Source organism: Rhizobium sp. TBD182 (assembly GCF_001950375.1).
GTDB classification, from domain to species: Bacteria; Pseudomonadota; Alphaproteobacteria; order Rhizobiales; family Rhizobiaceae; genus Agrobacterium; species Agrobacterium tumefaciens.
In genome coordinates, this window is the sequence record NZ_BDLN01000002.1 from 178156 (window position 1) to 201319 (window position 23164).

The window sequence follows — 23164 nt, forward strand, 5'->3', positions numbered from 1 at the left end:
ATGCCAGTATATGTCTGGTGGGGCGGGAGAACAGCATGGCGGCAATGTCGGATATATTGCTGATGGTCGGCAGGCTGAATTACGTGTGGACCAACACCGAAAGCCTGATGATCTATCTGATCGTCCATCTCCTGAAAGTGGAGAAGGAAGCGGCCATCGTCGTGTTTCTGACGCTCAACACCACGCGCGCGCGCATGGATCTCATCGAGCGTCTGGCAAAACTTCCCTCAACGCCGGCGCCGGATCGCAAGACCATTCTATCCATCATGGCGCGGCTCAAGAAAGAATCGAAAACGCGCAACAAATACAATCATTGCATCTACTCCTTCGACGAAAAGGGCGAAATTGCCAGCACCCAGCTCATGCGACTGGTGGAGGACGAAACCCAGGTCCGTTACGGTAAGGTAGAACGCATGGACGAGAAAGAAATCGAACACCTCGAGAAATCCATCGCCGACATCGTCTCTGTCAGCAGGGACATGTGGAGTTTCATCCACGCCAGCCCGCACGTCTCATCGGATTACCTCTAGGATCGGGCAGAGCGAATGCTCAGGCTCGCGTCTGTAACCGCACGCCAATCGCGGGATGAGTTTCGCTGTTCTGCGTGGCTTTCGCCGGCAGGCATAGTTTTCCGGCGGCGAAATACAGCAGGAACGAGCCGATCTGGAATGGGAAGATGATATCGATCTCCACGAAGGAGCGGACGACGAACAGCGCGCAGATGGCAAAGAGAATGACGCCCTGCGGATCGCGCTGGCGCATCAGGACCGAGCGCAGATGGCCGAGCAGCGTTCCGTAAAGCACCATGCCGAGCAGAACCATGCCGACGATGCCATTCTCCACCACCGTCTCGATATAAGTGTTGTGAAAATGGAAGCCGCTGCGTCCGGTAATGAAGAAGTCGTTCCACAGGCGCTCGGCATCGGCAAAACCCACCACCCAGAACCCCTGGTAACCAACGCCGAGGATCGGTGTCTGCTTTGCCGCTTCGATGCCCTGCTGCCAGAGATAGGTGCGTCCTGTCAGTGTCGAATCCTTGCCGAAAAGGCCGAGAATGGCATCAAGCAAGCCGAACTGCAGGGACGCGACCACCAGCAATATGCCAATACCGCCGAGTGCGAAAAAGGTCATCTTGCGGTTCGCCGGTGAAAGCATGCCAATCGGGATGAAACCGATGATGAGGGCGACCACCGCCGCCGTGGTAATGGTGGATGTGGCCGATTGCGAAGCAATTAGGCTATAGGCCGATAAGAGCCCGGTGATGCCCGCGATCGGCAGCCAGATACCCCTTTGCTTGAGGATCAGCACGGATGAGACAGCGAAAATGACGCCGAGCGAGGCGTAAAAGCCAAGCTGGTTCTTCGATGAGAAAGCTCCGACGAAACTGTAGGTTCCATCAAGCGCATCGAAAAGGTGGACACCGAACAGCAGCGAATAGAGCAGAATGACGGTGATGCCGATCAACGCCCCACGCGTCAGCGTGCGGATGGAGACCACCCGCATGGCGATAAGTGCACAGACGATATGCGTCATATACTGTATGGAAGCGCGCATGGTGACCGATGCTGCCTCCGACCAGAAGCTCGACAGCACGGTCAGGATGCCGAAGGCGAATATCCACAGATAGCGCGGATAGTTACCCAGCACGCGCCGGTAATTGACCACTACAAGGGGCAGCCACATGCCATAATAGGCCAGAATCGAGATTTGCCCGAAACGCGACGAATAGGCGAAAACGAAGAATGACAGCGCAATCGCCGCCATTCCGTAGACTTCATTGCGTTCGGGATCGATCAGTGCCGATTTGGCGATCCGCATGAAAACCTCACTGCATCAGGATTTCGGACGAGACCTTGATGACGTCGCCTGGCTGGAGCATGGCGTTTTCATCCACCTTCACTTCCTTCGGCTTGCCGTTTTCCTCACGCACCACGACGTAGCTGATTGTCGCGGATTTTCCCGACGGATCGAAACGGATCGCCTCAGCCGATTGTGCGAGCGCCTCCGACATCAATTCCCGGCTTGTACCCAGTTGCAGATTGAGCTTGTCGAGTTCCGCTTCCGTGTCCTGCAATTCCTTGGAGCGCTGTGCCACCCAGTCATTGCGCAGGTTGATTTCATCCTGGGTCGCCTTGTTGATATCCTGCTTGGCCCGCAATGACTGCGTGTCGATATCAAGCAGTGCGGCTTCCACCTCCGCTGCACGTTCTTCCGCGGAAATACGCCGTTGCGATAGTGCAAGGCCCTGCTCGTTCAGCCGGTTGACACGGTCTCGGTCCTCATTGGCAAGCTCGAGCTGGCGGTTTTGCGTTTCCGATTTCTTTTTCAGCGACTCGACTTCGCTTTCCAGAAGCGCATGCAGATCCGTCAGTGCCTTGAGCTGCAAAGTGTAACGCTCGGTGCGCGATTTCATCAGCGCACTTTCGCTGGCGAGAAGCGCGTCGATCTCGGCAATCTTTTCCATCTCCGGCGTCTTGGCGATGACCGTGTCACCCTTGACCTCGGCGATCAACCGCGCCTGACGGGCAAGCAGCCTTGCGCGCTGGTTGTCGTAAACGGCTGCGTCGCCGCGGGCATTTATGAAGTCGCGGGCAAAACGCTGCCCGGCATCGGAGCGCCGCAACCCACCGGCAAGGCTTACGGCCTTCAACACCGTGAGATTGGCAGCATAGGGATATTCGCCGGGCGTCTGTACATCTCCGCTGAGGAAGATCGGCCGGAACTGGGCGATTTCGACAGAAGCCGACGGCAGGTTGCGAAGGGCGAACTTGCTCTGAAGCTGGGCTCCAATCGCCTCACCGACCTCCGCGGACGTCTTCCCCGCCACATCCAGCTGGCCGATGAAGGGCAGCGACAGCGCGCCGGATGGGCCGACGGAATAATCGCCGTTGATGACATCCCAGTTGCGGATGCTGCCATCGGCCGGCTGCCATTCGGCAACGCGGATGCGCAGCTTGTCGGCGGTGCCAAGCTTGTATTGAGCGCCTTCTGCAGCCATTGCGGAAAGCGGCGCTCCGAATGCGACGGATGCAACAAGCAGAAGGGCGGAGAAAGTGCGTCCGGCGGTTCTTTTTGCAAGCGGACGGCTGGCGACGGCAATAGGACCGTTCATCGGGAAACTCCCTGTTTGCGGATCGCCGCACGGGCGATCAGGCGATAGAGCAGCCGGACGGTGCCGGCTGCACAGCGCCGCAAAAAGCGGCCATTATGATTTGCACCAATGACGCACCCAAAGACCGGACTTGGGATCCCGGTCAGGGTGCGTGGCAAAACAAAGATCGATAAAGCCAAACTCAATATCGGTTTTCAGTAGCTTCCGCGTGAAAGGCACACGGCGGGAATGGTCTTGACGATGATGAAGACGTCCTGTCGCATCGACCAGTTCTGCACATATTGCGTGTCGAAAGCCACGCGGGTCTTGTAGCTTACGTCATTGCGGCCGCTGATCTGCCAAAGGCCGGTCAGGCCCGGACGGGTGCTGAGGTAATAGGCGGCATCGCTTTCGTAGTAGCTCAGCTCCTCGTCGACGACCGGGCGCGGGCCAACGACGCTCATTTCGCCGCGGATGATGTTGAGAAGCTGCGGCAGCTCATCAAGGCTGAGCTTGCGCAGCACGGCACCAACTGCGGTTACGCGCGGATCATTCTTGAGTTTGCGGGTCGCACGCCATTCCTCGGCGGCCTCCGGATTGGCGGCAAGATATTGCCGCAACATTTCATCACCGTTCATCGCCATCGTCCTGAATTTCAGGCAATGGAAATAGCGGCCATTATGTCCCACACGCCGGTGCCCATAAAAGATCGGGCCGGGATCGGACAATTTCACCAGTGCGGCGATCAACAGAAAAATCGGGCTGAAGATGAGCAGCGCAAGCAGGGCCGATGTCATATCGAAGCTGCGTTTTGCGATGCCCCCGATAGGGAAACTGACATCGAAGTCTTCGGAACTGCTGAGTGTCTGTTCAGCCGATTGGGTCGCGGACTTCATAGAGAGAACTCCATTTATGTTTTGCGATTGGTCGGTGCCCGGAGGCGTGTCTTTCCGTCTAAAAGAGATAACAAGTCTGTGTTCTGAATTTGATGCTAATGGATTTTTTGTAAGGCACATTGCCCCTGACCGTCTATGCGATTTCTTGCGAGAGCGGCCGATCAACGTCAGGGCAATATTAACGGTTGCATAAAAAAGCAACAAATGTGCCGGCGGCCATGTGTTGAGAGCATGGGTGCCGCTCCCGCATGTATTGCGTTTTCGACAACAGATAGTCTTTTCTTATATGTTTCTTGTGACTTAATCACGTGAGACAGGAACGCCAAGAACAGCCATGCGTCAGGAAGAATATTAAATTTTTTTGCAGCGCAGCAAGATTGTGGCAATGCATATAAAATTTGACATATTAGCCGGGATTTTTTTGCCGGCACGCCAACTTCGCCAAGAAAAAGCGATGGAAAAATTGCAAAAGCGGCGCAAAAGCGGCAAAATAATGGCAGGAACCCGTATCAAAGTTCGGTCGGATCGTAGAAAATCTCTCCGGCTGGACCATATTATCTCCGGCTGCAACGGTCCGACCACCATTCCGGCGTGACTTTACGCGAAAGCCATAGAATCAGAAGGTGGGTGGCGTGCAGGCGCTGATGACCTCGCACGGCACTGGACCAACGCAGCGGAAGCGATGCGGCCTGCGGCTTTCGAAATAATAGGCATCCCCCGGACCAAGAACCCGCCGCTCCTCGTCTACCGTCACCTCCAGACGCCCGGAGAGGATGATACCCCCCTCTTCTCCATCGTGGACCAGTGGCACCTTGCCGGTATCGGCACCCGGCTGGTAACATTCCTTCAGGATTTGCAGGCTGCGGCCGAAAACATTTTCGCCCACCTGCCGGAAGGATATCGGTCCTTTGCCGATTTCGACAAGTTCATCCGCGCGGTAAAATGCCTTGCGGCTGGTCTCCGGCTCGTAGGCGAAAAATTCGGCAAGGCCGATCGGTATACCGTCGAGAATGCGCTTCAGCGCGCCGACGGACGGGTTGGAGGTGTTGGATTCGATCAGGGAAATCGTCGAATTGGTAACGCCAGCACGTCTTGCCAGTTCACGCTGGGAAATATTGTGACGCAGCCGCAAATGGCGCAAACGCCCGCCTATATCCACCGACATGCGTGATCCCCCGTTGCCGTTGTTCGAAATATCGAAAACTACCTTTCCCGCCTATAACATTTTCAATGGCTTGGCCACAGCGAGAAAAGGGCTTGTTCAGCCCGGAAAATAGCTTTCAATCACCGGCACCGAACAGGAGAACCGTTATGGACAACCCCAACCGATCCAACTCCACCTCACTCGACAGCTACTGGATGCCATTTACCGCCAACCGGCAGTTCAAGGCCAATCCCCGCCTGCTGACGAGCGCGGAGGGCATGTATTACACCAGCAATGACGGTCGTCAGGTTCTCGACGGCACAGCTGGCCTGTGGTGCGTCAATGTCGGCCATGGCCGCCACCAGATTGCATCCGCCGTCAAACACCAGCTTTCGACCATGGATTATGCGCCCTCGTTTCAGATGGGCCATCCCGCCGCCTTCGAATTCGCCGAGCGGCTGGCGGAAATCGCGCCCGGCCCGGAAGGCGCGAAGCTCGACCGCGTGTTCTACACCGGCTCGGGTTCTGAATCAGTCGATACGGCGCTGAAGATTGCCATCGCTTATCAGCGCGCCATCGGTCAGGGCACCCGCAGCCGTCTGATCGGCCGTGAGCGCGGTTATCACGGCGTCGGTTTCGGCGGCATCTCCGTTGGCGGCCTTGTTAACAACCGCCGTGTTTTTCCGCAAATCCCGGCCGACCACCTGCGTCACACCCACGATTTGGCGAAAAACAGCTTCGTAAAGGGCCAGCCCGAGCATGGTGCCGAACTGGCAGACGATCTGGAACGGCTGGTTGCTCTGCATGGGGCCGAAACAATCGCGGCCTGTATCGTTGAACCGGTAGCCGGCTCCACCGGCGTGCTGGTGCCGCCGAAGGGTTATCTGGAGCGCCTGCGGGCCATCTGCGACAAGCACGGCATTCTGCTGATCTTCGATGAGGTTATCACCGGTTTCGGCCGTATGGGCTCGTCCTTTGCCAGCAACTACTTCGGCGTGACGCCTGACATCGTCACCACCGCCAAGGGGCTGACCAACGGCGCAATCCCGATGGGTGCGGTTTTCACCAGCCGCAAGGTGCACGATGCGTTGATGCATGGGCCGGACAACCAGATAGAGCTGTTCCACGGCTATACCTATTCCGGACATCCGGTTGCCTGCGCCGCCGGCATCGCCACGCTCAACATCTACCGCGACGAAGGGCTCTTTACCCGCGCGGCAGAAATGCAGGATGTGTGGCACGACGCCATCCATTCGCTGAAGGGCCTGCCCAATGTCATCGACATCCGCACCATCGGCTTCATCGCCGGCATCGAGCTGCAATCTCGTGATGGAGCTATCGGTGCGCGCGCCTATGACGTTTTCGTGGATTGCTTCGAGCGCGGTCTGCTCATTCGCGTCACGGGCGATATCATTGCCCTTTCGCCGCCGCTTATCGCCGAAAAATCCCATTTCGACGATATCGTCTCGATCTTGGGCGACGCGCTGAAGAGAGCGGATTAAAAGTATAAATCTCTAATAAATAAAAGGCTGCAATTTCTATTGCAGCCTTTTTTTGCATTTATCAAGACCGCAACAAAAATAGATCATTTCTTAAGCATATTCTATTAATTTCCCGTAGTATAACCAACCGAGCGGGAATGGCCTCATGGCGTCGATTCAGAAAAAAATTATATTGGCAAGCATTGCGATCTTTTCCATCACCGGAAGCGCGGCGGGGGTCGGTATCTGGGCGACGAATACGCTCAATCGCAATAGTACGGATGTATCGCGGTCCGCCGAGATACTTCATAATCATATGCGTGCCGACATGATGCACGATGCGCTGCGCTCAGACGTGCTGGCAGCCATTCTTTCCACGAATGATACGATGGGCCTGTCGTTCGACGCGGTAAAGGCCGACCTTGCCGAACATGAAGCCACTTTCCTTGAAGCAATGAAGCTAAACAAGGCGCTTACCGAAGGTACGAACGCCAAAGCCGTTATCGAGAGCGTTGAAAAACCGCTTCAGTCCTATCTTGAAAGCGCCAAAACGGTGGTTGGCCTCGTCAACGCCGATCCGGGCGCGGCGACAAAAATGATTCCGGACTTCATGCGCCAGTTCACCACTCTCGAAACCGCGATGGAAACGGCGAGCGAACAGATCGACGCGCTTTCCGAAGCAACTGTCGCGGAAAGCCAGGAGACGAAGGCGGTAATCGAGCTCGTATTAGAAGGGCTGCTGGTTCTGGCGACGCTCTTCTGCGTAGGCCTCTTTATCATCACCCGCAAAACGGTAACGGGTCCAATCCTGCGCCTGTCGAAGACGATGGAAATCCTTGCCAGCGGCGACACGTCACAGCCTCCTTCCGGCATGGACCGGAAGGATGAGATCGGCTCCATGTCCAGCGCGGTCGAAATATTCCGGCAGGCGGCGATTGCCAATCGGGCGCTCGAAGAACAGGCCGCAGCAGCCAGACTGCAGGCAGAAGCCGATCAGGCGGCCGCGCGACAGCAAGCGGAGGACGATGCGTCTGAGCGGCTGCGCATCGCCACTTCCGGTCTTGCGACAGGACTGAAGCGGCTGGCATCGGGCGATCTGGCCTTTCAGCTCGATCAGGCCTTTGCCCCTCAATTCGAGGCCTTGCGCCACGATTTCAACAGCTCAGTGCGTCAACTCGGCGAAACGCTGTTCGCCATTTCCGATGGCATCAGCACGATTGACGGCAGCAGCCGGGAAATCGCCGCAGGTGCCGGCGATCTTTCCCGCCGCACGGAAAATCAGGCAGCGTCTCTGGAACAGACCGCAGCAGCGCTCGATGAAATCACGGTCAATGTTTCAAACGCCAACAAGCGTGCCGCCGAAGCGCGGCTCGCCGCCACCGATGCTAACCACAGCGCACTGAAATCTGTGGAGGTTGTCAGCCATGCGGAAGAGGCGATGCGCCGCATCGAAACCTCGTCCCGGCAGATCACCGGCATCGTCGGCGCCATAGACGAGATCGCCTTCCAGACAAATCTTCTGGCATTGAATGCAGGCGTCGAAGCCGCACGCGCCGGTGAAGCCGGCAAGGGATTTGCGGTAGTGGCGCAGGAAGTGCGCGATCTCGCCCAGCGCGCAGCAAAGGCCGCAAGCGAAATCCGCGATCATATCCGGCAATCCTCGACGGAAGTGGAAAGCGGCGTGAAACTGGTTCTCGACACCGGCACGGCGCTGAAGGAGATTGGCGAGCGTATCGCCGGCATCGATCGCCATATGAACGCCATCGCCACATCGGCGACCGAACAATCGACCGGTCTTGCCGAAATCAACGCGGCGGTAAACTCCATGGATCACGCCACCCAGCAAAATGCTGCCATGGTGGAACAATCCACTGCGGCTTCTGCAATGCTCGCCGCCGAAACGGCAAAGCTGCGCTCGCTTGTATCGCGGTTCCGTCTGGAAATGGAAAGTGCCGGTAGCCGCGACGTTACCCGTCGCGTTGCCTGAGGTCGCTGCCGCAGATCGAGCCGGCAGCAGCAGTATCGAAGCGCTTTGATTGCGCCTTCATTCATTACCCATTTCCAGCCGCCTCTCAGGCGGCTGGAAATTTTGTCTATCAATAGGTCTGCATTGGTTGCGACAGGCCGTCGCCGACCACGCCGCCGCCATACTGCGCCACGGGCACGCCCGCCTGCCCGATAGGAACACCCTGCTGTGCCGGCCCGAGCGCCGTCACCACAATCGGCGTACCATCAGGCACACGGTTATAGAGGTCGACAATATCCTGGTTCAGCAGACGCACGCAGCCGGAGGAAACCGACTTGCCGATCGTCCACCATTCCGGCGAGCCGTGCAGACGGTAGATCGTGTCCTTGCCGTCCTTGAAGATATAAAGTGCACGCGCACCGAGCGGATTCTTGAGGCCCGGCTCCATGCCGCCATTGCGGCCGCTATAGGGTTCCAGCTCAGGCTGGCGGGCAATCATCTCGTCGGGCGGCGTCCAGCGCGGCCATTGACGCTTGTACTGGATAACGCCGCGTCCGGCCCATTCGAAGCCCGCGCGGCCGAGACCGACGCCATAACGCATGGCCTGGTTGTTCTCGTAGGTGAGATAAAGGAAATGGTTGGCGGTATCGACCACAATGATGCCGGGACGCTCACCGGTGGGATTTTCCACCATTTGCCGCAGGAACTGGCGCGGGATCCGCTTGTAGGGAATTTCCGGCAACGGAAACTGCTCGTCGGGCTTCGGACCGTACATCAGGGCATACATCGGGTCGTCGGCCGGGGCTGTTGGCCGTGTGGCCTCACGCGCGGTGGTGTTGCAGCCTGCAAGGCCGGCCAGCGCCAATCCGCCCGCTCCAAGCAGGAAACCTCGCCGGGTCGTTGTCGTGTCGTTCAATTGAAAAACCTCATCTGCGTCATCTTGCGCTGGCAAAGGGATCTGCCAGCGCCGCCTCGGGGCGGCTTATAGGGTACTTCGTGCCGGAGACCTGCGATGCCATGGCCTTTGCGCCACTGGATTTCAGGATGGCACGGAAGCTTGGGTGCATGCCGCCGTCCACATACGCGCTGACCGGGGCAGAAGTTCCATCGTTCATCGCGGCGGCAAATTTCTGTTGCTCTTCGGCCATTTTCGACGCCACCAAGGGGTCCGGCTGGTTTATCGCAGGTGGGCAGGCCGCCAGCGGATCGGCAGGCTCACCGCCGGCAAATTCGCTGTTAAAAACGTATCGCCGGCCACAAACGGAAACCTTTGGCTGGCGGCGCGTCACCTCGAAATAGTCATAGCCTTCCTTGAGCGTCTTCCAGAAGGGCATATTGGGATCGTCCCGATTCGCCACCATGTTTCGGGCGCTCATGCGGAAGGGATAGGCCTGAACCTGAAAGCGGTCCTGCCCGCCCTGCAGCGCGCGCGCCACGACCGCATAAATCTCGCCGACCTGTTGATCGGTCATCGCGTAACAGCCCGACGAAGAACAGGCGCCATGCACCATCAACGCTTCGCCGGTGTAACCAAGCGCCGATTCCAGCCGGTTGGGATAGCCGAGATTGAAGGAGACGTAATATTGCGAATTGGGGTTCAGCATGCCTGCGGAGACATGATAAAACCCTTCCGGCGCCTGCCGGTCGCCCGTCTTCGTCTTCGGGCCAAGTTTTCCGGACCAGCGGCACATGGGATAGGTCTTGAGCAGCGCATAATTACCGGTCTTGTCGATCTTCCAGACCTCAAGCTCGCTTTCCTGCTTGAAAATGCGAACGAGAACCGGGCTTTCCGGGCGCATGCTCTTGGCAGACATCTGCGCCATCATCTTGGATGACAGCTTCGGCGGGTCCTTTTTGACGCTGTCGAGACCCATGGAGGTGCACGCGGCGAGACCGCCGCCGATCGCGACGACCGCAGCTATTCTCATTCCCGCTTTTACCCTGCGCCGCAGCCCCGCACTTGCGAAGTTCAGCAATGCATTCATACCCATGGATCGTTCTGCCCGCCCGATTTGCCCGCCTTTGTGGCAGAGGCTTAACTAGCGAAGGTGGCCATATGGCGGCAACCTCCCGCAAGGACAAAGTCTCGTGAACAGACGTTACCCATTCGTTAATCATACGCACACAAGCCTGTGATGGGACTGCTGCTACCGAAGAAGCCCCTGCCCGCCATCGATCCATACCGGCGTCCCGGTGATATGGCGCGACTGGTCCGATGCCAGAAAACCGATCAATGCAGCAACATCCTCGCTCGTCCCTGCAACCCCGCCGGTGACCGGAATGTCACCCGCCGGGAAACGGACTGGCACTTCGGTCCTGTCGCGCCCGCGTATGTCGGTATTTTCGTCAATCGCCGTTTCAATTTCGCCCGGACACACCGCGTTGACACGGATGCGATGACGCCCGAGCTCCAGCGCCAGTTGCTGGGCCATGGCAAGCTGCCCGGCCTTCGTCACCGAATAGGCGGTAGCGCCCGGCGAGTTGAAAGTGCGTGTGCCGTTGATGGAAGAGACGATGACGATGGAGCCGCCACCTGCCGCCTTCAGATGCGGCACACTGGCATGGATAGTGAGATAGGTGCCGCGCAGGTTGATGCGGATCGTATCGTCCCACTCCGAAGGCGTCAGCTCGTCAATCGGCGCCCAGACGCCGTTGACGCCCGCATTGGCCACCACGACATCCAGACGGCCGAAAGCATCCGCAAGCTCTGCAATGGAGTGTCGCATAGCTGCCTCCTCCGCCACATCGGCGACGAGGACCTTAGAAGCGCCAGATAAGGCGGAAATCTCATTTTTCACTGCCTGCAATTCAGATTCGGTACGGCCGAGAAGGCCTACGGAAAAGCCTTCGGCAGCCAGATGAAGGGCAGCAGCCCGGCCGATGCCGGAGCCAGCGCCGGTGACGAGGGCGACTTTACCACTGGCCAAGGTCACAGCCCTCCTTTTCTAGACGCGATCGAGGTGACCGTTGCCGAGACGGGGTCGCTGGCCGGAAAACTGTCTTCCAGCCCCTCTTCCAGTTCCTCTTCAAGAATGTCACGATCCTTCGATGTGCGGGCGCTCGCCTGACCGTGCGGGACCTGATCCTGCGCCGTGCCGAGAGCGGAAAACTGCGACGGCGCATCGGCGCCTTGACGCGTTCCGAATGCCGTCAGCTGAACCATCACCGCGCTCGCGCGTTTGATGGCCTCCGCATCGTCGACGCCATCAAGACCGTCGGCAAGGCGGACCGAGACCTGATCGCCGTCGCTGCCGACGAATTCCACGGAAATCACTCCGTTATCCCGTTTTACATAGGTCGTAGAAAGTTGCATGACATGCCCTCCGATTTGAAAAAGCATCGACGTAATCCGATGCGACAACACACTGAAACCTGAATTCACAACGATGGCAGAGCAGAAGGGGTTCCAGATGGATCAGGCCTTGGGCCCGGAAATGCAGGAGCGCTTCTTTCAGCGCGATCCCGTTGACGTTGCGCGCGCCCTCATCGGCATGGAATTCCGCGTTGGCAATACCGGCGGCATCATTGTGGAAACCGAAGCCTATCATCCAGATGATCCGGCATCCCATAGTTTCAATGGACAGACCCCCCGCACCAAGGCGATGTTCGGCCCGGCTGGCCATCTCTATGTCTACCGGTCCTATGGCATTCACTGGTGCGCAAACTTCGTATGCGCTCCGGGCTCCGCTGTGCTTCTGCGTGCAATCGAACCCCTCACCGGCATAGATATGATGAAACTGCGGCGAGGAACTGACAAACTGAAACTGTTATGTTCCGGCCCCGGCAGGCTTTGTCAGGCCTTGGCCATTACCGGAGAAATGGACGGAGCAGCGCTGGACCGCCCGCCGTTTTTCCTCCGTCTGCCAAAGGAGGCCGCCGCCGTTACCAGCGGCAGACGCATCGGCATAAGCCGCGCGCAGGATTATCCGTGGCGGTTTGGTCTTGAAGGCTCGGCCTTCCTCAGCAAGAAATTCGAACAGGCCTGAAACCTACAAGACCTTGGGCGGTCCGTCGTTTTCATCTGGATTGGGGTTTGGCGCCTCGTCCGGCAGCCTGTCGGGCTCCGGCTCTTTGACCGGCGGTATATCCGGCTGTGGCGGCACCGGCATTGGCGGGTCTGGATAGGGTTCAACGGGAACAGTTGGCATTGAAGCTCCTGGATATAAGCGCTTTCGTCCAATGCGGAATCGAAATGCGCTTTCATCTGCTGGGACAACGCGAGCGCACCGCCCCTCATCAGGCGGCGCAACACCCAATTCGCCCATCGGTCAGATGCCGGTCAGGTCCCTTCGGTTTCATTGCGCCGCCCTGCGGATTGTACAGGACAAACGCGGGAAAACGCCGGTCAGTTCCGTTTTTTTTGGGAAGCTTTTGCGAGTGGTCAGGCGAAACCCAGCGAGCTGCGGGAAATATCGCGGTTTTCGCAATAGTCGCGGGAGTGGGCCTCATGGCCGTGTTCGCGAGCGGTGGAACGGGTCAGTTCCGGGCTGGGTACGTTGAGCAGCGCATCGGCATAGGTACCGGTTGCCTCCACATCATCGATCACAGTCTGTTGTTGCGGCTTTAAAAATTCAAACATCGGTCACCTCCTTCAACACGTCCCCTCAACGCGCTGGCCCAGGTCCTGTTCCAAAAGGCCTGTGCAGCTTCAATTATACACGAGATGCCGCTGCCGTATAGGCGATGAAAGACGAACGGCAATCAATTGACGTTCACAAAATGGAATGGAATCAGTGAGCTATGGCGACGAGCTCAGGCTGGACCGACCGATTCCCGCAGGATCAGTTCGACCGGCCACAATTCCTGAACCTCGCGGACAGGACGGCCGCCGACGATCTGCAGAAGCAGGTCCGTAACCCGCATGCCAGCCATGCGCATGGGCGAGCGTGTGGTGGAAAGCGGCGGCATCATGCTTTCCGGAGTGAGGTAAGGAAACACGTCGTCATGGGCGATGACGGACACGTCCTTACCGATCACCAGTCCCAGTTGGGTTGCCGCGCGATAGACGCCCTGCGCCGTCATCATCGCGCCGGCGACGAAGGCGGTCGGTCGCGGCGTCTGCTCCAGCAGCGAGCGGGCGAAACGGAAGGCGGCATCTTCGCTGAAATGCTCGCTCATCATGAGGCGCGGATCAGGCGTGATGCCATGGGTCGCGAGCGCGTCACGAAAACCCTGTTCGCGGTCCTGCACGAATGTACGGCCTGTCGGGCCGTTGATCATCGCGATGCGACGGTGGCCACGTTCCAGAAAATGGATTGTCGGACGATACGTCACATCATGATTGTCGATATCGAGCCAGGCGTGCTCGAACGCCGTCTTCGAGCGGCCATGCACGATGAAAGGCACGCCCAGCCGATTGAGCAGCGCGATGCGCTCGTCCTCCGGACGCGGCGAATGCACGATTATGCCATCCACTCGTCCGCTCGACGCCAGCCGGCTGAAAATCGCGAGCTCTTCCTCAATGTTATTGTCGACGGTGACGCTGACGAGAATGTCGGTCTCTTCGCCTTCCAGCCGCGTCGCCATGCCGCCCATGAATTCCGAAAAGAAATGCCCGCCGCCCGAACGGCCCATCACGACACCGATCGCGCCAGCCCTGCCTGTTGCCAGCCTGACCGCGTTGGCATTGGGCCGATAGCCGTATTTCAGCGCAGCATCCATCACCCGCTGGCGCGTCTCTTCACGCACCTCGGGATAGCCGCCAAGCGCACGGCTGACGGTGGTGGGCGACAGCCCGACCTTTTCTGCGAATTCCTTGAGCTTCATGTTTTCTGCCAATTTGCTCCTGCATGCGTCGCCGCCGCAGATTTTTCAAGCGGACAAAAATTGAAATCGCTTTCAATTTATTCCCACCTGAAACCTTACAGTTCGCCGTTTCGAAAGGCAAACCCTCCGTGACAACACCCGAAGATGCCCAATTTCCGCGCCATAAGAAAGAGTATTGACAGATTTGTCGGCTTTTGCGAACTTCACATCAGTCAAAAGCGCTTTCAATTTTGAGGATGATTGGAAGCGTCAACGGAGGAGTTTGACAATGAATATTTCCATGAAGACTTTGTTGCTGTGTGGCAGCGTGCTGTCTGCGGCGGTTTCCGCGCAGGCGGCCGAACTTTCCATCGCCGCCAACTCGACCGGCAAGAACATTGCATTTTTCAAGGAGCGGATCGCCGCCTTCGAAAAAGAGACCGGCCACAAGGTCAATCTTGTCACCATGCCGTCATCGTCCAGTGAGCAGTTCAGCCAGTACAGGCTATGGCTTGCCGCGGGCAACAAGGATGTCGACGTCTATCAGACGGACGTGATCTGGGCGCCGCAGCTCTCCGACCAATTCGTGGATCTGACCGAAGCGACGAAGGATGTCATTGGCGATCATTTCCCCTCCATCGTGGCGTCACAGACCGTGGACGGCAAGCTTGTCGCCATGCCGATGTTCACCGATGCACCCGCTCTGTTCTACCGCAAGGACCTTCTGGAAAAATACGGCAAGCAGCCGCCGAAAACCTGGAAGGAACTGGGCGAGACCGCCAAGGAAATTCAGGACAAGGAGCGCACAGCCGGGCAGAAAGACCTGTGGGGCTTTGTCTTCCAGGGCAGCGCCTATGAGGGCCTGACCTGCAACGCTCTGGAATGGATTGCGTCCGCCGGTGGCGGCCATGTCGTTGAGACCAACGGCGACATCTCCATCAACAACGAGAAAGCCGCAGCCGCGATTGAAGCCGCCAAGGGCTGGGTCGGCACCATCGCGCCGCAGGGCGTGCTTGCCTACAAGGAAGAGGAAGCACGCGGCGTCTGGCAGACCGGCAATTCCGTCTTCATGCGCAACTGGCCCTATGCCTATGCGCTTGGAAACGGTGCCGACAGCGCCATCAAGGGCAAATTCGGCGTCACGCCGTTGCCGGCCGGTGAAGAGGGTGCGGCACCCGCCTCAACGCTCGGCGGCTGGAACCTCGCCGTTTCGAAATATTCCGACGATCAGGAAGCTGCCATCCAACTTGTGAAGTTCCTCGCATCGAAGGATACCCAGAAGATGCGTGCGATTCAGCTTTCCAACATGCCCACGATCGCCTCGCTTTACGACGACAAGGATGTCGCGGACGCACAGCCTTTCATGCCGACATGGAAGCCGATTTTCCAGACCGCCGTTCCACGCCCCTCTGCCTCGGCGAAGGTGAAATACAACGAGGTTTCGGCCAAATTCTGGGGTGCCGTGCACAACACGCTCTCCGGCAACGGCACGGCGGCGGAAAACCTTGAGCTCCTTGAAGTCGAATTGACCGATCTCAAAGGCAACGGCTGGTAATCCGGCCCGTGTGGGAAGCGGTCTCGCCTGAGCGTTTCCCACACCCCAACTGCGAGATATCCCAATGAACGATACCGCCCTTGAAAGACCGGTCGCGGCATCCGGCACCGGCTCCGACCTTCAGTCGGAACGCCTGAAATCCGCATGGCTGTTCCTAGCCCCCACGTTTCTGGTACTTGCGATGGTGGCCGGCTGGCCGCTGGTGCGCACCGTCTGGTTCAGCCTCACCGACGCGTCGCTGACCAATCTCGACGGCGCACAATTCGTTGGCTTCAAGAACTACCTCACCTGGATCACGCTCAGCAGCGGCCGCACCATCTATCGCGGCCTGTTGGCTGATCCCGCCTGGTGGGGCGCGGTTCTGAACACGCTGAAATTCACCATCCTTTCGGTCAGCTTCGAAACCGTTCTCGGCCTTATCGTTGCGCTGGTGCTGAACGCGGAATTCAAGGGACGCGGCCTCGTGCGCGCCGCCATCCTCGTTCCATGGGCCATTCCCACCATCGTTTCGGCGCAGATGTGGGCGTGGATGCTGAACGACCAGTTCGGTATCTTGAACGACCTGTTCCTCAATCTCGGGCTGATCTCTCACAAGATCGCATGGACCGCCAATCCGGACACCGCAATGGTCGCCGTTCTTATTGTCGATATCTGGAAGACGACGCCCTTCATGGCGTTGCTCATTCTCGCCGGCCTGCAAATGGTGCCGAAGGACATGTATGAGGCGGCGAAGGTGGACGGTATCCACCCCGTCAAGGTGTTCTTCCGCGTCACCCTTCCAATGATCCGGCCAGCGCTTATGGTTGCCGTCATCTTCCGTATGCTGGATGCGATGCGCGTCTTTGACCTCATCTACATTCTGACGCCGAATAACGCCCAGACCCGCACGATGTCGGTGCTGGCGCGTGAGAACCTGTTCGATTTCGACAAGTTCGCCTATGGCGCAGCCGCTTCCACCATGCTGTTCCTCATCATCGCCTCGATAACAGTCGTTTATATGTGGCTCGGGCGCGTCAACACAGATGGAGCTTCGCGATGACCCTGCCAAGCATCCTGAAAACCACCGCCTTTTATGCGCTGGTCGCCGTCATCATGGTGATTTCGGTATTCCCGTTCTATTACGCGATACTGACCAGCCTGAAATCCGGCTCAGCGCTGTTCCAGGTGAATTACTGGCCGCGTGAATTCTCGTTGACCAATTACAACTTCGTCATCGGCAACGGCACGTTCCTGCGCAATCTCGGCAATTCGCTGTTCGTTGCATCTTCAGTCGTCGTACTGTCGCTGTTCCTTGCGGTAACGGCGTCCTATGCCCTGGCCCGTGTCCGTTTCCGGGGCCGCTCGCTGCTTCTGCTCACCATCCTCTCGGTCTCGATGTTTCCACAGATCGCCGTTCTCGCCGGCCTGTTCGAACTTATCCGCTGGGCTGGCATCTTCAACACGCCGCTCGCGCTGATCTTTTCCTACATGATCTTCACCCTGCCCTTCACTGTCTGGGTGCTGACGACATTCATGCGCGACCTGCCGATCGAAATCGAGGAAGCGGCAATCGTCGATGGCGCAACGCCATGGGTCATCATCACCCAGGTCTTCATGCCGCTGATGTGGCCGGCGCTCGTCACCACAGGGCTCCTCGCCTTCATTGCGGCATGGAACGAGTTCCTCTTCGCGCTCACATTCACCTCATCGAACGAACAGCGCACGGTGCCGGTCGCCATCGCACTTCTTTCGGGCGGTTCGCAGTTTGAAATCCCCTGGGGAACGATCATGGCGGCCTCCGTCATCGTCACCGCCCCGCTCGTCGTCCTCGTTCTTATCTTCCAGCGACGCATCATTTCCGGCCTCACCGCCGGCGGCGTCAAAGGCTAGGAGAAAACTTATGACCACCATTCAACTGCGCAATCTTCGCAAATCCTTCGGCGCCTTCGATGTCATCAAGGGCATCGACATGGACATCCGCTCCGGCGAGTTCATGGTTTTCGTCGGCCCTTCCGGTTGCGGCAAGTCCACGCTGCTACGCCTCATCTGCGGGCTCGAGGAAATCACTGGCGGCACGCTCTCCTTTGACGGAGAGGCCGTCAACCGCCTGCCACCCGCCAAGCGTGGCGTCGCCATGGTCTTCCAGTCCTATGCGCTTTATCCGCATATGACCGTATTCGAAAACATGGCCTTCGGCATGAAACTCTCTGGCGCCGACAAGGAGCAGCGCCGCAAGCGTGTAGAGGCGGCAGCGGAAATGCTGCAGCTCACGCCCTATCTGGAACGTCTGCCGAAGCAGCTTTCCGGCGGCCAGCGCCAGCGTGTCGCCATCGGCCGTGCCATCGTGCGTGATCCGAAGGTGTTCCTGTTCGACGAACCGCTCTCCAACCTCGATGCGGCGCTGCGCGTCGCAACCCGTCTCGAAATCGCCAAGCTGCACCGGGAGATGCATGACACGACGATGATCTACGTCACCCACGACCAGGTGGAAGCCATGACGCTCGCCGACCGCATCTGCGTTCTGCGCGATGGCCGCGTCGAACAGATCGGCACGCCGCTCGAGCTTTACGAAAGCCCGGTCAACACCTTCGTTGCCGGCTTCATCGGCTCGCCGAAGATGAACTTCCTTGCCGGCAAATATGCGGAAGTCGAAGGTGCCGCCACCATCGGCATCCGCCCCGAACACCTTGCGATCGATGCCGGTGAGACCGGCTGGAACGGCGAAATCATCCATTCGGAAATGCTGGGATCGGACAGCTACATCTATGTCGAGATTGGTGCTGGCGAACCCATCGTCGTTCGTGAGGAAGGCGTGACCGACCGCAAGCCGGGAGAAAAAATCGTTCTCGTGCCGGATGCGGCGCAGATCCACCGCTTCGACGCGCAGGGCCAGGCCCTTGCCCGCAATCCCGTGCGCGGCGCCGCCTGAACAGTTAACTTTCGCCGGATCACCCAAGCGTCCGGCTTTCACCAAGGAGCAAGAAAATGACCATCAACACCGTTGTATGGGGCGAAAATATCCACGAACACATCAACGAGACGGTGCGTTCGATCTACCCCGATGGTATGCACAACACCATTGCCGATGCGCTGAATACCAACCCTGAGATCAGCGCCACCACCGCCACGCTTCAGGAACCGGAACACGGTCTTTCGCAGGAGCGTCTGGACAAGACCGACGTTCTGGTCTGGTGGGGCCACAAGGACCACGGTGCGGTTCAGGATGAGATCGTCGAGCGCGTTGCCAAGCGTGTCTGGGAAGGCATGGGCCTCATCGTCCTCCATTCCGGCCACTTCTCCAAGCCTTTCAAGCGACTGATGGGTACGCCCTGCGCGCTTAAATGGCGTGAGGCGGGCGAACGCGAACGCCTGTGGACGATCAATCCGCGTCACCCGATTGCAGCCGGCCTGCCCGAGCATTTCGAGCTGGAAAACGAAGAGATGTATGGCGAGCAGTTCTCCGTGCCGGAGCCGCTGGAAACCGTGTTCATCTCCTGGTTCCAGGGCGGCGAAGTCTTCCGTTCTGGCCTCACCTGGCGCCGTGGGGCAGGCAACATCTTCTATTTCCGCCCCGGTCACGAAACTTATCCGACCTATCACGACGCCAATGTACAGAAGGTCATCAGCAATTCGGTGAAATGGGCCTATAATCCGGTCGGCGCACTGAAAAGCATTCATGACGCCCCCAACGTTCCCGTCGACAAGGCGCTGGAGCCTATCGAAGAACGCGGCCCCAAGCTGCACAAGGCAGGCGAAGCAGGTTACAGGTAAACAGCCATGAGACTTCTCATTCTCGGAACCGGCGGCATGGCCAACAACCATGCCACATATTTCTCGCAAATCCCCGGCGTCGAACTGGTGGCTGCGGTGGATGTGGATGATGTGGTTGTGCGGGGCTTTGCGCTTCGCCACAACATTCCACTCTCCTTTACCTCGCTGGATGACGCGATTGCCTGGGGCGAGTTCGACGCGGCGGCAAACGTCACGCCGGATGCCATCCACCACCCAACCAGCCTTAAGCTTCTGGCGGCGGGCAAACATGTTTTCTGCGAAAAGCCGCTGGCGGAAAACTACGCCAAGGCCGCCGAAATGGCCGATGCCGCAGAAAAAGCGGGCCTTGTTGCCATGGTCAACCTCACCTATCGCAATGTCGCCCCCTTGCAGGCGGCACGCGAAATGGTGCTGGCTGGCAAGATCGGCAAGGTGCGCCATCTGGAAGCCTCCTATCTCCAGAGCTGGCTCGTTTCCAAGGCCTGGGGCGACTGGATGACGGAGAGCAAGTGGCTGTGGCGGCTTTCCACCAAGCACGGCTCAAACGGTGTTCTGGGTGATGTCGGCATCCACATTCTCGACTTCGCCTCCTATGGCGCGGGCAGCGATGTGGAGCGCATCTTCACGCGCCTGAAGACCTTCGACAAATATGAAGGCAACAAGATCGGCGCCTACGATCTCGACGCCAATGACAGCTTCACCATGACCGCCGAGTTGGAAAACGGCGCCATGGGCGTCATTCACGCCAGCCGCTGGGCAACGGGCCATCTCAACGAACTGCGCCTGCGCATCCACGGCGACAAGGGTGCGCTGGAGGTGATCCACACGCCTGACTATTCCAGCCTGCGAGCCTGCATCGGCGACGATGTGGAAAAGGCGATCTGGAAGACAATCGATGTCGACCCGGTGCCGACGAATTACGAAAAATTCGCCAAGGCCGTCATGGAAGGTGGCATTGCTGATCCGGACTTCCGCCACGCGGCGAATTTGCAGAAGGTGCTTGATCTCTCGATCATCGCCGACCGCGAACGGCGGGAGCTGGCCGTCTCGGCTTGAATTGCAAGGGCGCGGCGGCGTAAGCCGCCGCTTCCAATACTGCAGCGTGTACTATTATCTCCCGTCACCCCGAATCTAGCGCTGCATGACGGAGGTACTACCTCAAACGCCTCGCCTATTCCCCCACAAGAGCACATGCAGCTGCGGCAGCACCCGGGCGGAAAACCAACGGTCTTCGCTGACCTTGTCCACCAGCCACAACATGCGATCCATGATTCCATCGATATCCACACGCGCGTCGTCGTCATCCGGCGGCGGCGGGGTGTGGTTGCCGGGCTGGAGGTAAATCGGCAAATGCGGGAAACGGGCTGATGCAGCCTTGGCATAAGCATAGTCCGCATCGTCAAACACCACGATCTTCAGCGCCACCTGCGGTCCATCGCCGGCGGCGGCAAGACAGTCTTCAAAGGCCCGCCAGTCGGTTTCCATGCCGCTCGATGGTGGCTTCGGGCTCAGCACCAGATGATCGAGATCGCCAAACCAGTCTTTTGCGATGCTGCCCTGCGTTTCCAGCGCGAACCTATAGCCCTCGCCCTGCCCCTTCGCGATTAGTTGCCCAAGGGGCTGGATGGCGGGATTGCCGCCCGAAAGCGACACCGTCAGCGGCACACTGCCGGAAAGCCGTCGCACCTCCTGCCAGATCGCCTCCACGGACATCGGTTTCCATGTGTCGCGATACTCGCTGTCGACGGCATGCAGCGTATCGCACCAGGAGCAGCGGTAATCGCAGCCACCAGTGCGAACGAAAACGGTAGGCAGACCAATCAGCAAACCCTCGCCCTGAATGGTCGGGCCGAAGATTTCGCTGATGCGGATCGCTGTTTCCTTCGCTGCAACTTTCTGTGCAACCGCCGTCATGGCCGGTATTCCGCCCAGGTCTTGGCGGTTTCGCTCACTCGCACGGCGCTGGTTTCCGGCAGGCTCGTCTTGCACCAATCGTAAAAGTGCTTCGCCAGACATTCCGCGGTGACCCGGTCATGGCCGAGAACGTCGTTCAGGTGGCGATGATCGAAATGATCGTCGATGTAGCGCTTCAGCGGCGCGAGTTCGTGGTAATCACGCACGAAACCGTGCTCGTTCAGCTCTTCGCCTGATAGTTCGACCTCAACGATGTAATTATGCCCGTGCAGGCGGGCGCACTGATGGTCGGCGGGCAGGCTTTTCAGCTGGTGAGAGGCAGAGAAATGGAACTCCTTGGTGATGCGAAACATCAACGCACCTCCTGTGCCGCATAAGCATGAGTGGCCGCCACCCAGAAATCCGGGTCCTCATAGTCCGTCGGATCGGTAACACCTGCCAGATGGAAGGCCTCGCGCCGCTCCACGCAGGTGCCGCAACGGCCACAATGGCGAGAGCCGCCCTTGTAACAGGACCAGGTTTCGCCAAATGGGGTGCCGTATTTCACCGCGTCAGTCACAATCGCCGCTTTGGAGACGGTGACATAGGGCGCAAACAAGGTGACGTCTGCGTAGCCTTCCAGCGCATGCGCCTGCATGGCATTAAAGCTGTCGATGAAGCCCGGCCGGCAATCGGGATAGATGAAATGGTCCCCACCATGCACGGCGATCGCCACCGCATCCGCCTGCTGGGCGGCGGCAAGGCCGAAGGCGATGGTCAGCATGATGGCGTTGCGGTTCGGGACCACCGTGGAGCGCATGGTCTCTTCCGCATAATGTCCGTCCGGCACATCGATATCGTCCGTTAGCGCGGAACCGGTGAGGTGCGCGCCGATGGTTGTGATGTCGATGAGATGATGTGGCACGCCGAGACGCTTTGCGCAGTCGGCTGCGAAATCCAGCTCCTTCTTGTGGCGCTGGCCGTAATCGAAGGAGACAAGAGCGAGAAGTTCATGTTCCGCCGCGATTTTGTGCGCAAGCGAAACGGAGTCCAATCCGCCGGAGCAGATGACGATGGTTTTCATACGTTGGGATCCCTTGTTTTGACCGGGTGGGCTGCGACCGGATTACGGGGGCGGCTTTAAACCAAAGCGAAGCGATTGTGAAGGGCTTTGCGGAAATAGCGGAAATTCCGCGCAATCCACGAAATTGCCCCGCCGCAGCAACAAGACGAAACAATCGCGACATAAGCGGGAAACCGGCTTGATCTAGAACGGACTGAACGTTGCAGTTCTTGAAGGATGTTGCCGATGGCGGCCGGTTCTATGTTCCTCTTTTCGCTAAGCGATCTCAGCTCCATCGGCTCCGGCATTTTGATGGCGTTGGCAGGCACGCTTTATGTCACCCTTACCATTCGTGGGCTGATGGCCACCGTGCGTCATGGATAAGGCACTCGGCAACAGACGCCCAGGGCTCAGGCGCAATCTCGCAGTCTTACTTTTCATAGCCTCCGCGACGCTCGTCGCCACGATAGGGATCGCCCCGTTCGTTTTCCTGATCTGGATGGTCACGACCGTCGCACGATGGCTTGGTTTTTTCATTGGCTTTTGAGACACGAAGCTCGCCCATGATGCGGCGGAGCGG

Annotated in this window: 26 protein-coding genes; 12 read left to right on the top strand and 14 right to left on the bottom strand. The window is 58.5% G+C overall.

The features are described from left to right. Positions 1-35: 35 nt before the first annotated feature. Positions 36-530 carry a hypothetical protein gene (locus T18_RS09585; RefSeq protein WP_038494084.1) on the top strand — a complete coding sequence of 165 codons (495 nt, stop codon included), beginning with the start codon at positions 36-38 and terminating at the stop codon, positions 528-530. Positions 531-549: 19 nt separating this feature from the next. Here T18_RS09585 and T18_RS09590 read toward each other — a convergent pair whose 3' ends face one another. The 3 genes from T18_RS09590 to T18_RS09600 form a co-directional block, all read right to left on the bottom strand. Next, on the bottom strand, positions 550-1818 hold the full coding sequence (locus T18_RS09590) for an O-antigen ligase family protein (protein ID WP_003510903.1): 1269 nt from the start codon (positions 1816-1818) through the stop codon (positions 550-552). A gap of 7 nt (positions 1819-1825) precedes the next feature. Continuing rightward, the gene (locus tag T18_RS09595) at positions 1826-3112 is read right to left on the bottom strand and encodes a polysaccharide biosynthesis/export family protein (protein WP_013761580.1); all 1287 of its coding nucleotides are present in this window, start codon (positions 3110-3112) and stop codon (positions 1826-1828) included. Between the two features lie 194 nt (positions 3113-3306). Then, complete coding sequence (locus T18_RS09600; protein WP_003510909.1) at positions 3307-3987, bottom strand: sugar transferase; 681 nt, start codon at positions 3985-3987, stop codon at positions 3307-3309. A gap of 385 nt (positions 3988-4372) precedes the next feature. Between T18_RS09600 and T18_RS09605 the strand changes: the two genes are divergently transcribed. Then, complete coding sequence (locus tag T18_RS09605; RefSeq protein WP_141682305.1) at positions 4373-4582, top strand: hypothetical protein; 210 nt, start codon at positions 4373-4375, stop codon at positions 4580-4582. 21 nt (positions 4583-4603) lie between these two features. On the opposite strand, the gene T18_RS09610 is transcribed toward T18_RS09605, so the two are convergent. Continuing rightward, positions 4604-5152, bottom strand: coding sequence for a cupin domain-containing protein (locus tag T18_RS09610; protein WP_003510910.1), 549 nt, complete (start codon positions 5150-5152; stop codon positions 4604-4606). A gap of 146 nt (positions 5153-5298) precedes the next feature. On the opposite strand from T18_RS09610, the gene T18_RS09615 reads away from it, so the two are divergent. Together T18_RS09615 and T18_RS09620 are read left to right on the top strand one after the other, a co-directional pair. Next, complete coding sequence (locus T18_RS09615) at positions 5299-6633, top strand: aspartate aminotransferase family protein (RefSeq protein ID WP_038494091.1); 1335 nt, start codon at positions 5299-5301, stop codon at positions 6631-6633. 145 nt (positions 6634-6778) lie between these two features. After that, entirely contained in the window at positions 6779-8599 is a 1821-nt protein-coding gene (locus T18_RS09620; RefSeq protein WP_038494093.1) for a methyl-accepting chemotaxis protein, read from the top strand. Positions 8600-8708: 109 nt separating this feature from the next. Here T18_RS09620 and T18_RS09625 read toward each other — a convergent pair whose 3' ends face one another. From T18_RS09625 to T18_RS27135, 4 genes are all read right to left on the bottom strand, one after another. Then, positions 8709-9494: a L,D-transpeptidase gene (locus T18_RS09625; protein WP_035251547.1), complete on the bottom strand. Its 786-nt coding sequence runs from the start codon at positions 9492-9494 to the stop codon at positions 8709-8711. Positions 9495-9513: 19 nt separating this feature from the next. After that, positions 9514-10569, bottom strand: a complete 1056-nt coding sequence (locus tag T18_RS09630) for a L,D-transpeptidase family protein (protein ID WP_038494094.1) — start codon at positions 10567-10569, stop codon at positions 9514-9516. A 156-nt stretch (positions 10570-10725) separates the two neighbouring features. Beyond that, positions 10726-11511, bottom strand: a complete 786-nt coding sequence (locus T18_RS09635; RefSeq protein WP_038494096.1) for an SDR family oxidoreductase — start codon at positions 11509-11511, stop codon at positions 10726-10728. Further along, positions 11508-11891: a hypothetical protein gene (locus T18_RS27135; protein WP_038494099.1), complete on the bottom strand. Its 384-nt coding sequence runs from the start codon at positions 11889-11891 to the stop codon at positions 11508-11510. The genes T18_RS09635 and T18_RS27135 overlap by 4 nt, the downstream gene beginning before the upstream one ends. A 97-nt stretch (positions 11892-11988) precedes the next feature. Here T18_RS27135 and T18_RS09645 point away from each other — a divergent pair, with 97 nt between their 5' ends. Then, complete coding sequence (locus T18_RS09645; RefSeq protein WP_038495795.1) at positions 11989-12564, top strand: DNA-3-methyladenine glycosylase; 576 nt, start codon at positions 11989-11991, stop codon at positions 12562-12564. Between the two features lie 3 nt (positions 12565-12567). On the opposite strand, the gene T18_RS09650 is transcribed toward T18_RS09645, so the two are convergent. The 3 genes from T18_RS09650 to T18_RS09660 all read right to left on the bottom strand — a co-directional run bounded on the left by T18_RS09650 (position 12568) and on the right by T18_RS09660 (position 14344). Continuing rightward, the gene (locus T18_RS09650; RefSeq protein WP_035251458.1) at positions 12568-12726 is read right to left on the bottom strand and encodes a hypothetical protein; all 159 of its coding nucleotides are present in this window, start codon (positions 12724-12726) and stop codon (positions 12568-12570) included. A gap of 233 nt (positions 12727-12959) precedes the next feature. Next, positions 12960-13157 carry a hypothetical protein gene (locus T18_RS09655; RefSeq protein WP_003510923.1) on the bottom strand — a complete coding sequence of 66 codons (198 nt, stop codon included), beginning with the start codon at positions 13155-13157 and terminating at the stop codon, positions 12960-12962. 173 nt (positions 13158-13330) lie between these two features. After that, positions 13331-14344: a substrate-binding domain-containing protein gene (locus tag T18_RS09660; RefSeq protein ID WP_003510924.1), complete on the bottom strand. Its 1014-nt coding sequence runs from the start codon at positions 14342-14344 to the stop codon at positions 13331-13333. Between the two features lie 268 nt (positions 14345-14612). Here T18_RS09660 and T18_RS09665 point away from each other — a divergent pair, with 268 nt between their 5' ends. The 6 genes from T18_RS09665 (at position 14613) to T18_RS09690 (ending at position 20684) form a co-directional block, all read left to right on the top strand. Continuing rightward, a complete protein-coding gene (locus tag T18_RS09665) occupies positions 14613-15878 on the top strand; it encodes an ABC transporter substrate-binding protein (protein ID WP_038494104.1) in 1266 nt (421 codons plus the stop codon). A gap of 64 nt (positions 15879-15942) precedes the next feature. Next, positions 15943-16917, top strand: a complete 975-nt coding sequence (locus T18_RS09670; protein ID WP_038494108.1) for a carbohydrate ABC transporter permease — start codon at positions 15943-15945, stop codon at positions 16915-16917. Next, positions 16914-17747, top strand: a complete 834-nt coding sequence (locus T18_RS09675; protein ID WP_003510927.1) for a carbohydrate ABC transporter permease — start codon at positions 16914-16916, stop codon at positions 17745-17747. Before T18_RS09670 ends, T18_RS09675 begins: the two co-directional genes overlap by 4 nt. A gap of 10 nt (positions 17748-17757) precedes the next feature. Continuing rightward, positions 17758-18786 (top strand): ABC transporter ATP-binding protein, encoded by a 1029-nt coding sequence (locus tag T18_RS09680; RefSeq protein ID WP_038494111.1) that lies wholly within the window; start codon positions 17758-17760, stop codon positions 18784-18786. 56 nt (positions 18787-18842) lie between these two features. Then, positions 18843-19628 (top strand): ThuA domain-containing protein, encoded by a 786-nt coding sequence (locus tag T18_RS09685; protein WP_003510932.1) that lies wholly within the window; start codon positions 18843-18845, stop codon positions 19626-19628. Positions 19629-19634: 6 nt separating this feature from the next. Further along, positions 19635-20684, top strand: a complete 1050-nt coding sequence (locus tag T18_RS09690) for a Gfo/Idh/MocA family protein (RefSeq protein WP_003510934.1) — start codon at positions 19635-19637, stop codon at positions 20682-20684. 102 nt (positions 20685-20786) lie between these two features. On the opposite strand, the gene queE is transcribed toward T18_RS09690, so the two are convergent. From queE to queC, 3 genes are read right to left on the bottom strand one after another with little or no spacing between them, the layout of a single operon-like run. Beyond that, the gene (gene queE, locus T18_RS09695) at positions 20787-21542 is read right to left on the bottom strand and encodes a 7-carboxy-7-deazaguanine synthase QueE (RefSeq protein WP_003510936.1); all 756 of its coding nucleotides are present in this window, start codon (positions 21540-21542) and stop codon (positions 20787-20789) included. After that, positions 21539-21895, bottom strand: a complete 357-nt coding sequence (gene queD, locus T18_RS09700) for a 6-carboxytetrahydropterin synthase QueD (RefSeq protein WP_003510937.1) — start codon at positions 21893-21895, stop codon at positions 21539-21541. The genes queE and queD overlap by 4 nt, the downstream gene beginning before the upstream one ends. Further along, a complete protein-coding gene (gene queC, locus T18_RS09705) occupies positions 21895-22605 on the bottom strand; it encodes a 7-cyano-7-deazaguanine synthase QueC (RefSeq protein WP_003510940.1) in 711 nt (236 codons plus the stop codon). Before queC ends, queD begins: the two co-directional genes overlap by 1 nt. Positions 22606-22830: 225 nt before the next feature. Between queC and T18_RS27140 the strand changes: the two genes are divergently transcribed. Further along, positions 22831-22968 carry a hypothetical protein gene (locus tag T18_RS27140; RefSeq protein ID WP_003510942.1) on the top strand — a complete coding sequence of 46 codons (138 nt, stop codon included), beginning with the start codon at positions 22831-22833 and terminating at the stop codon, positions 22966-22968. The last annotated feature ends 196 nt before the right edge of the window (positions 22969-23164 follow it).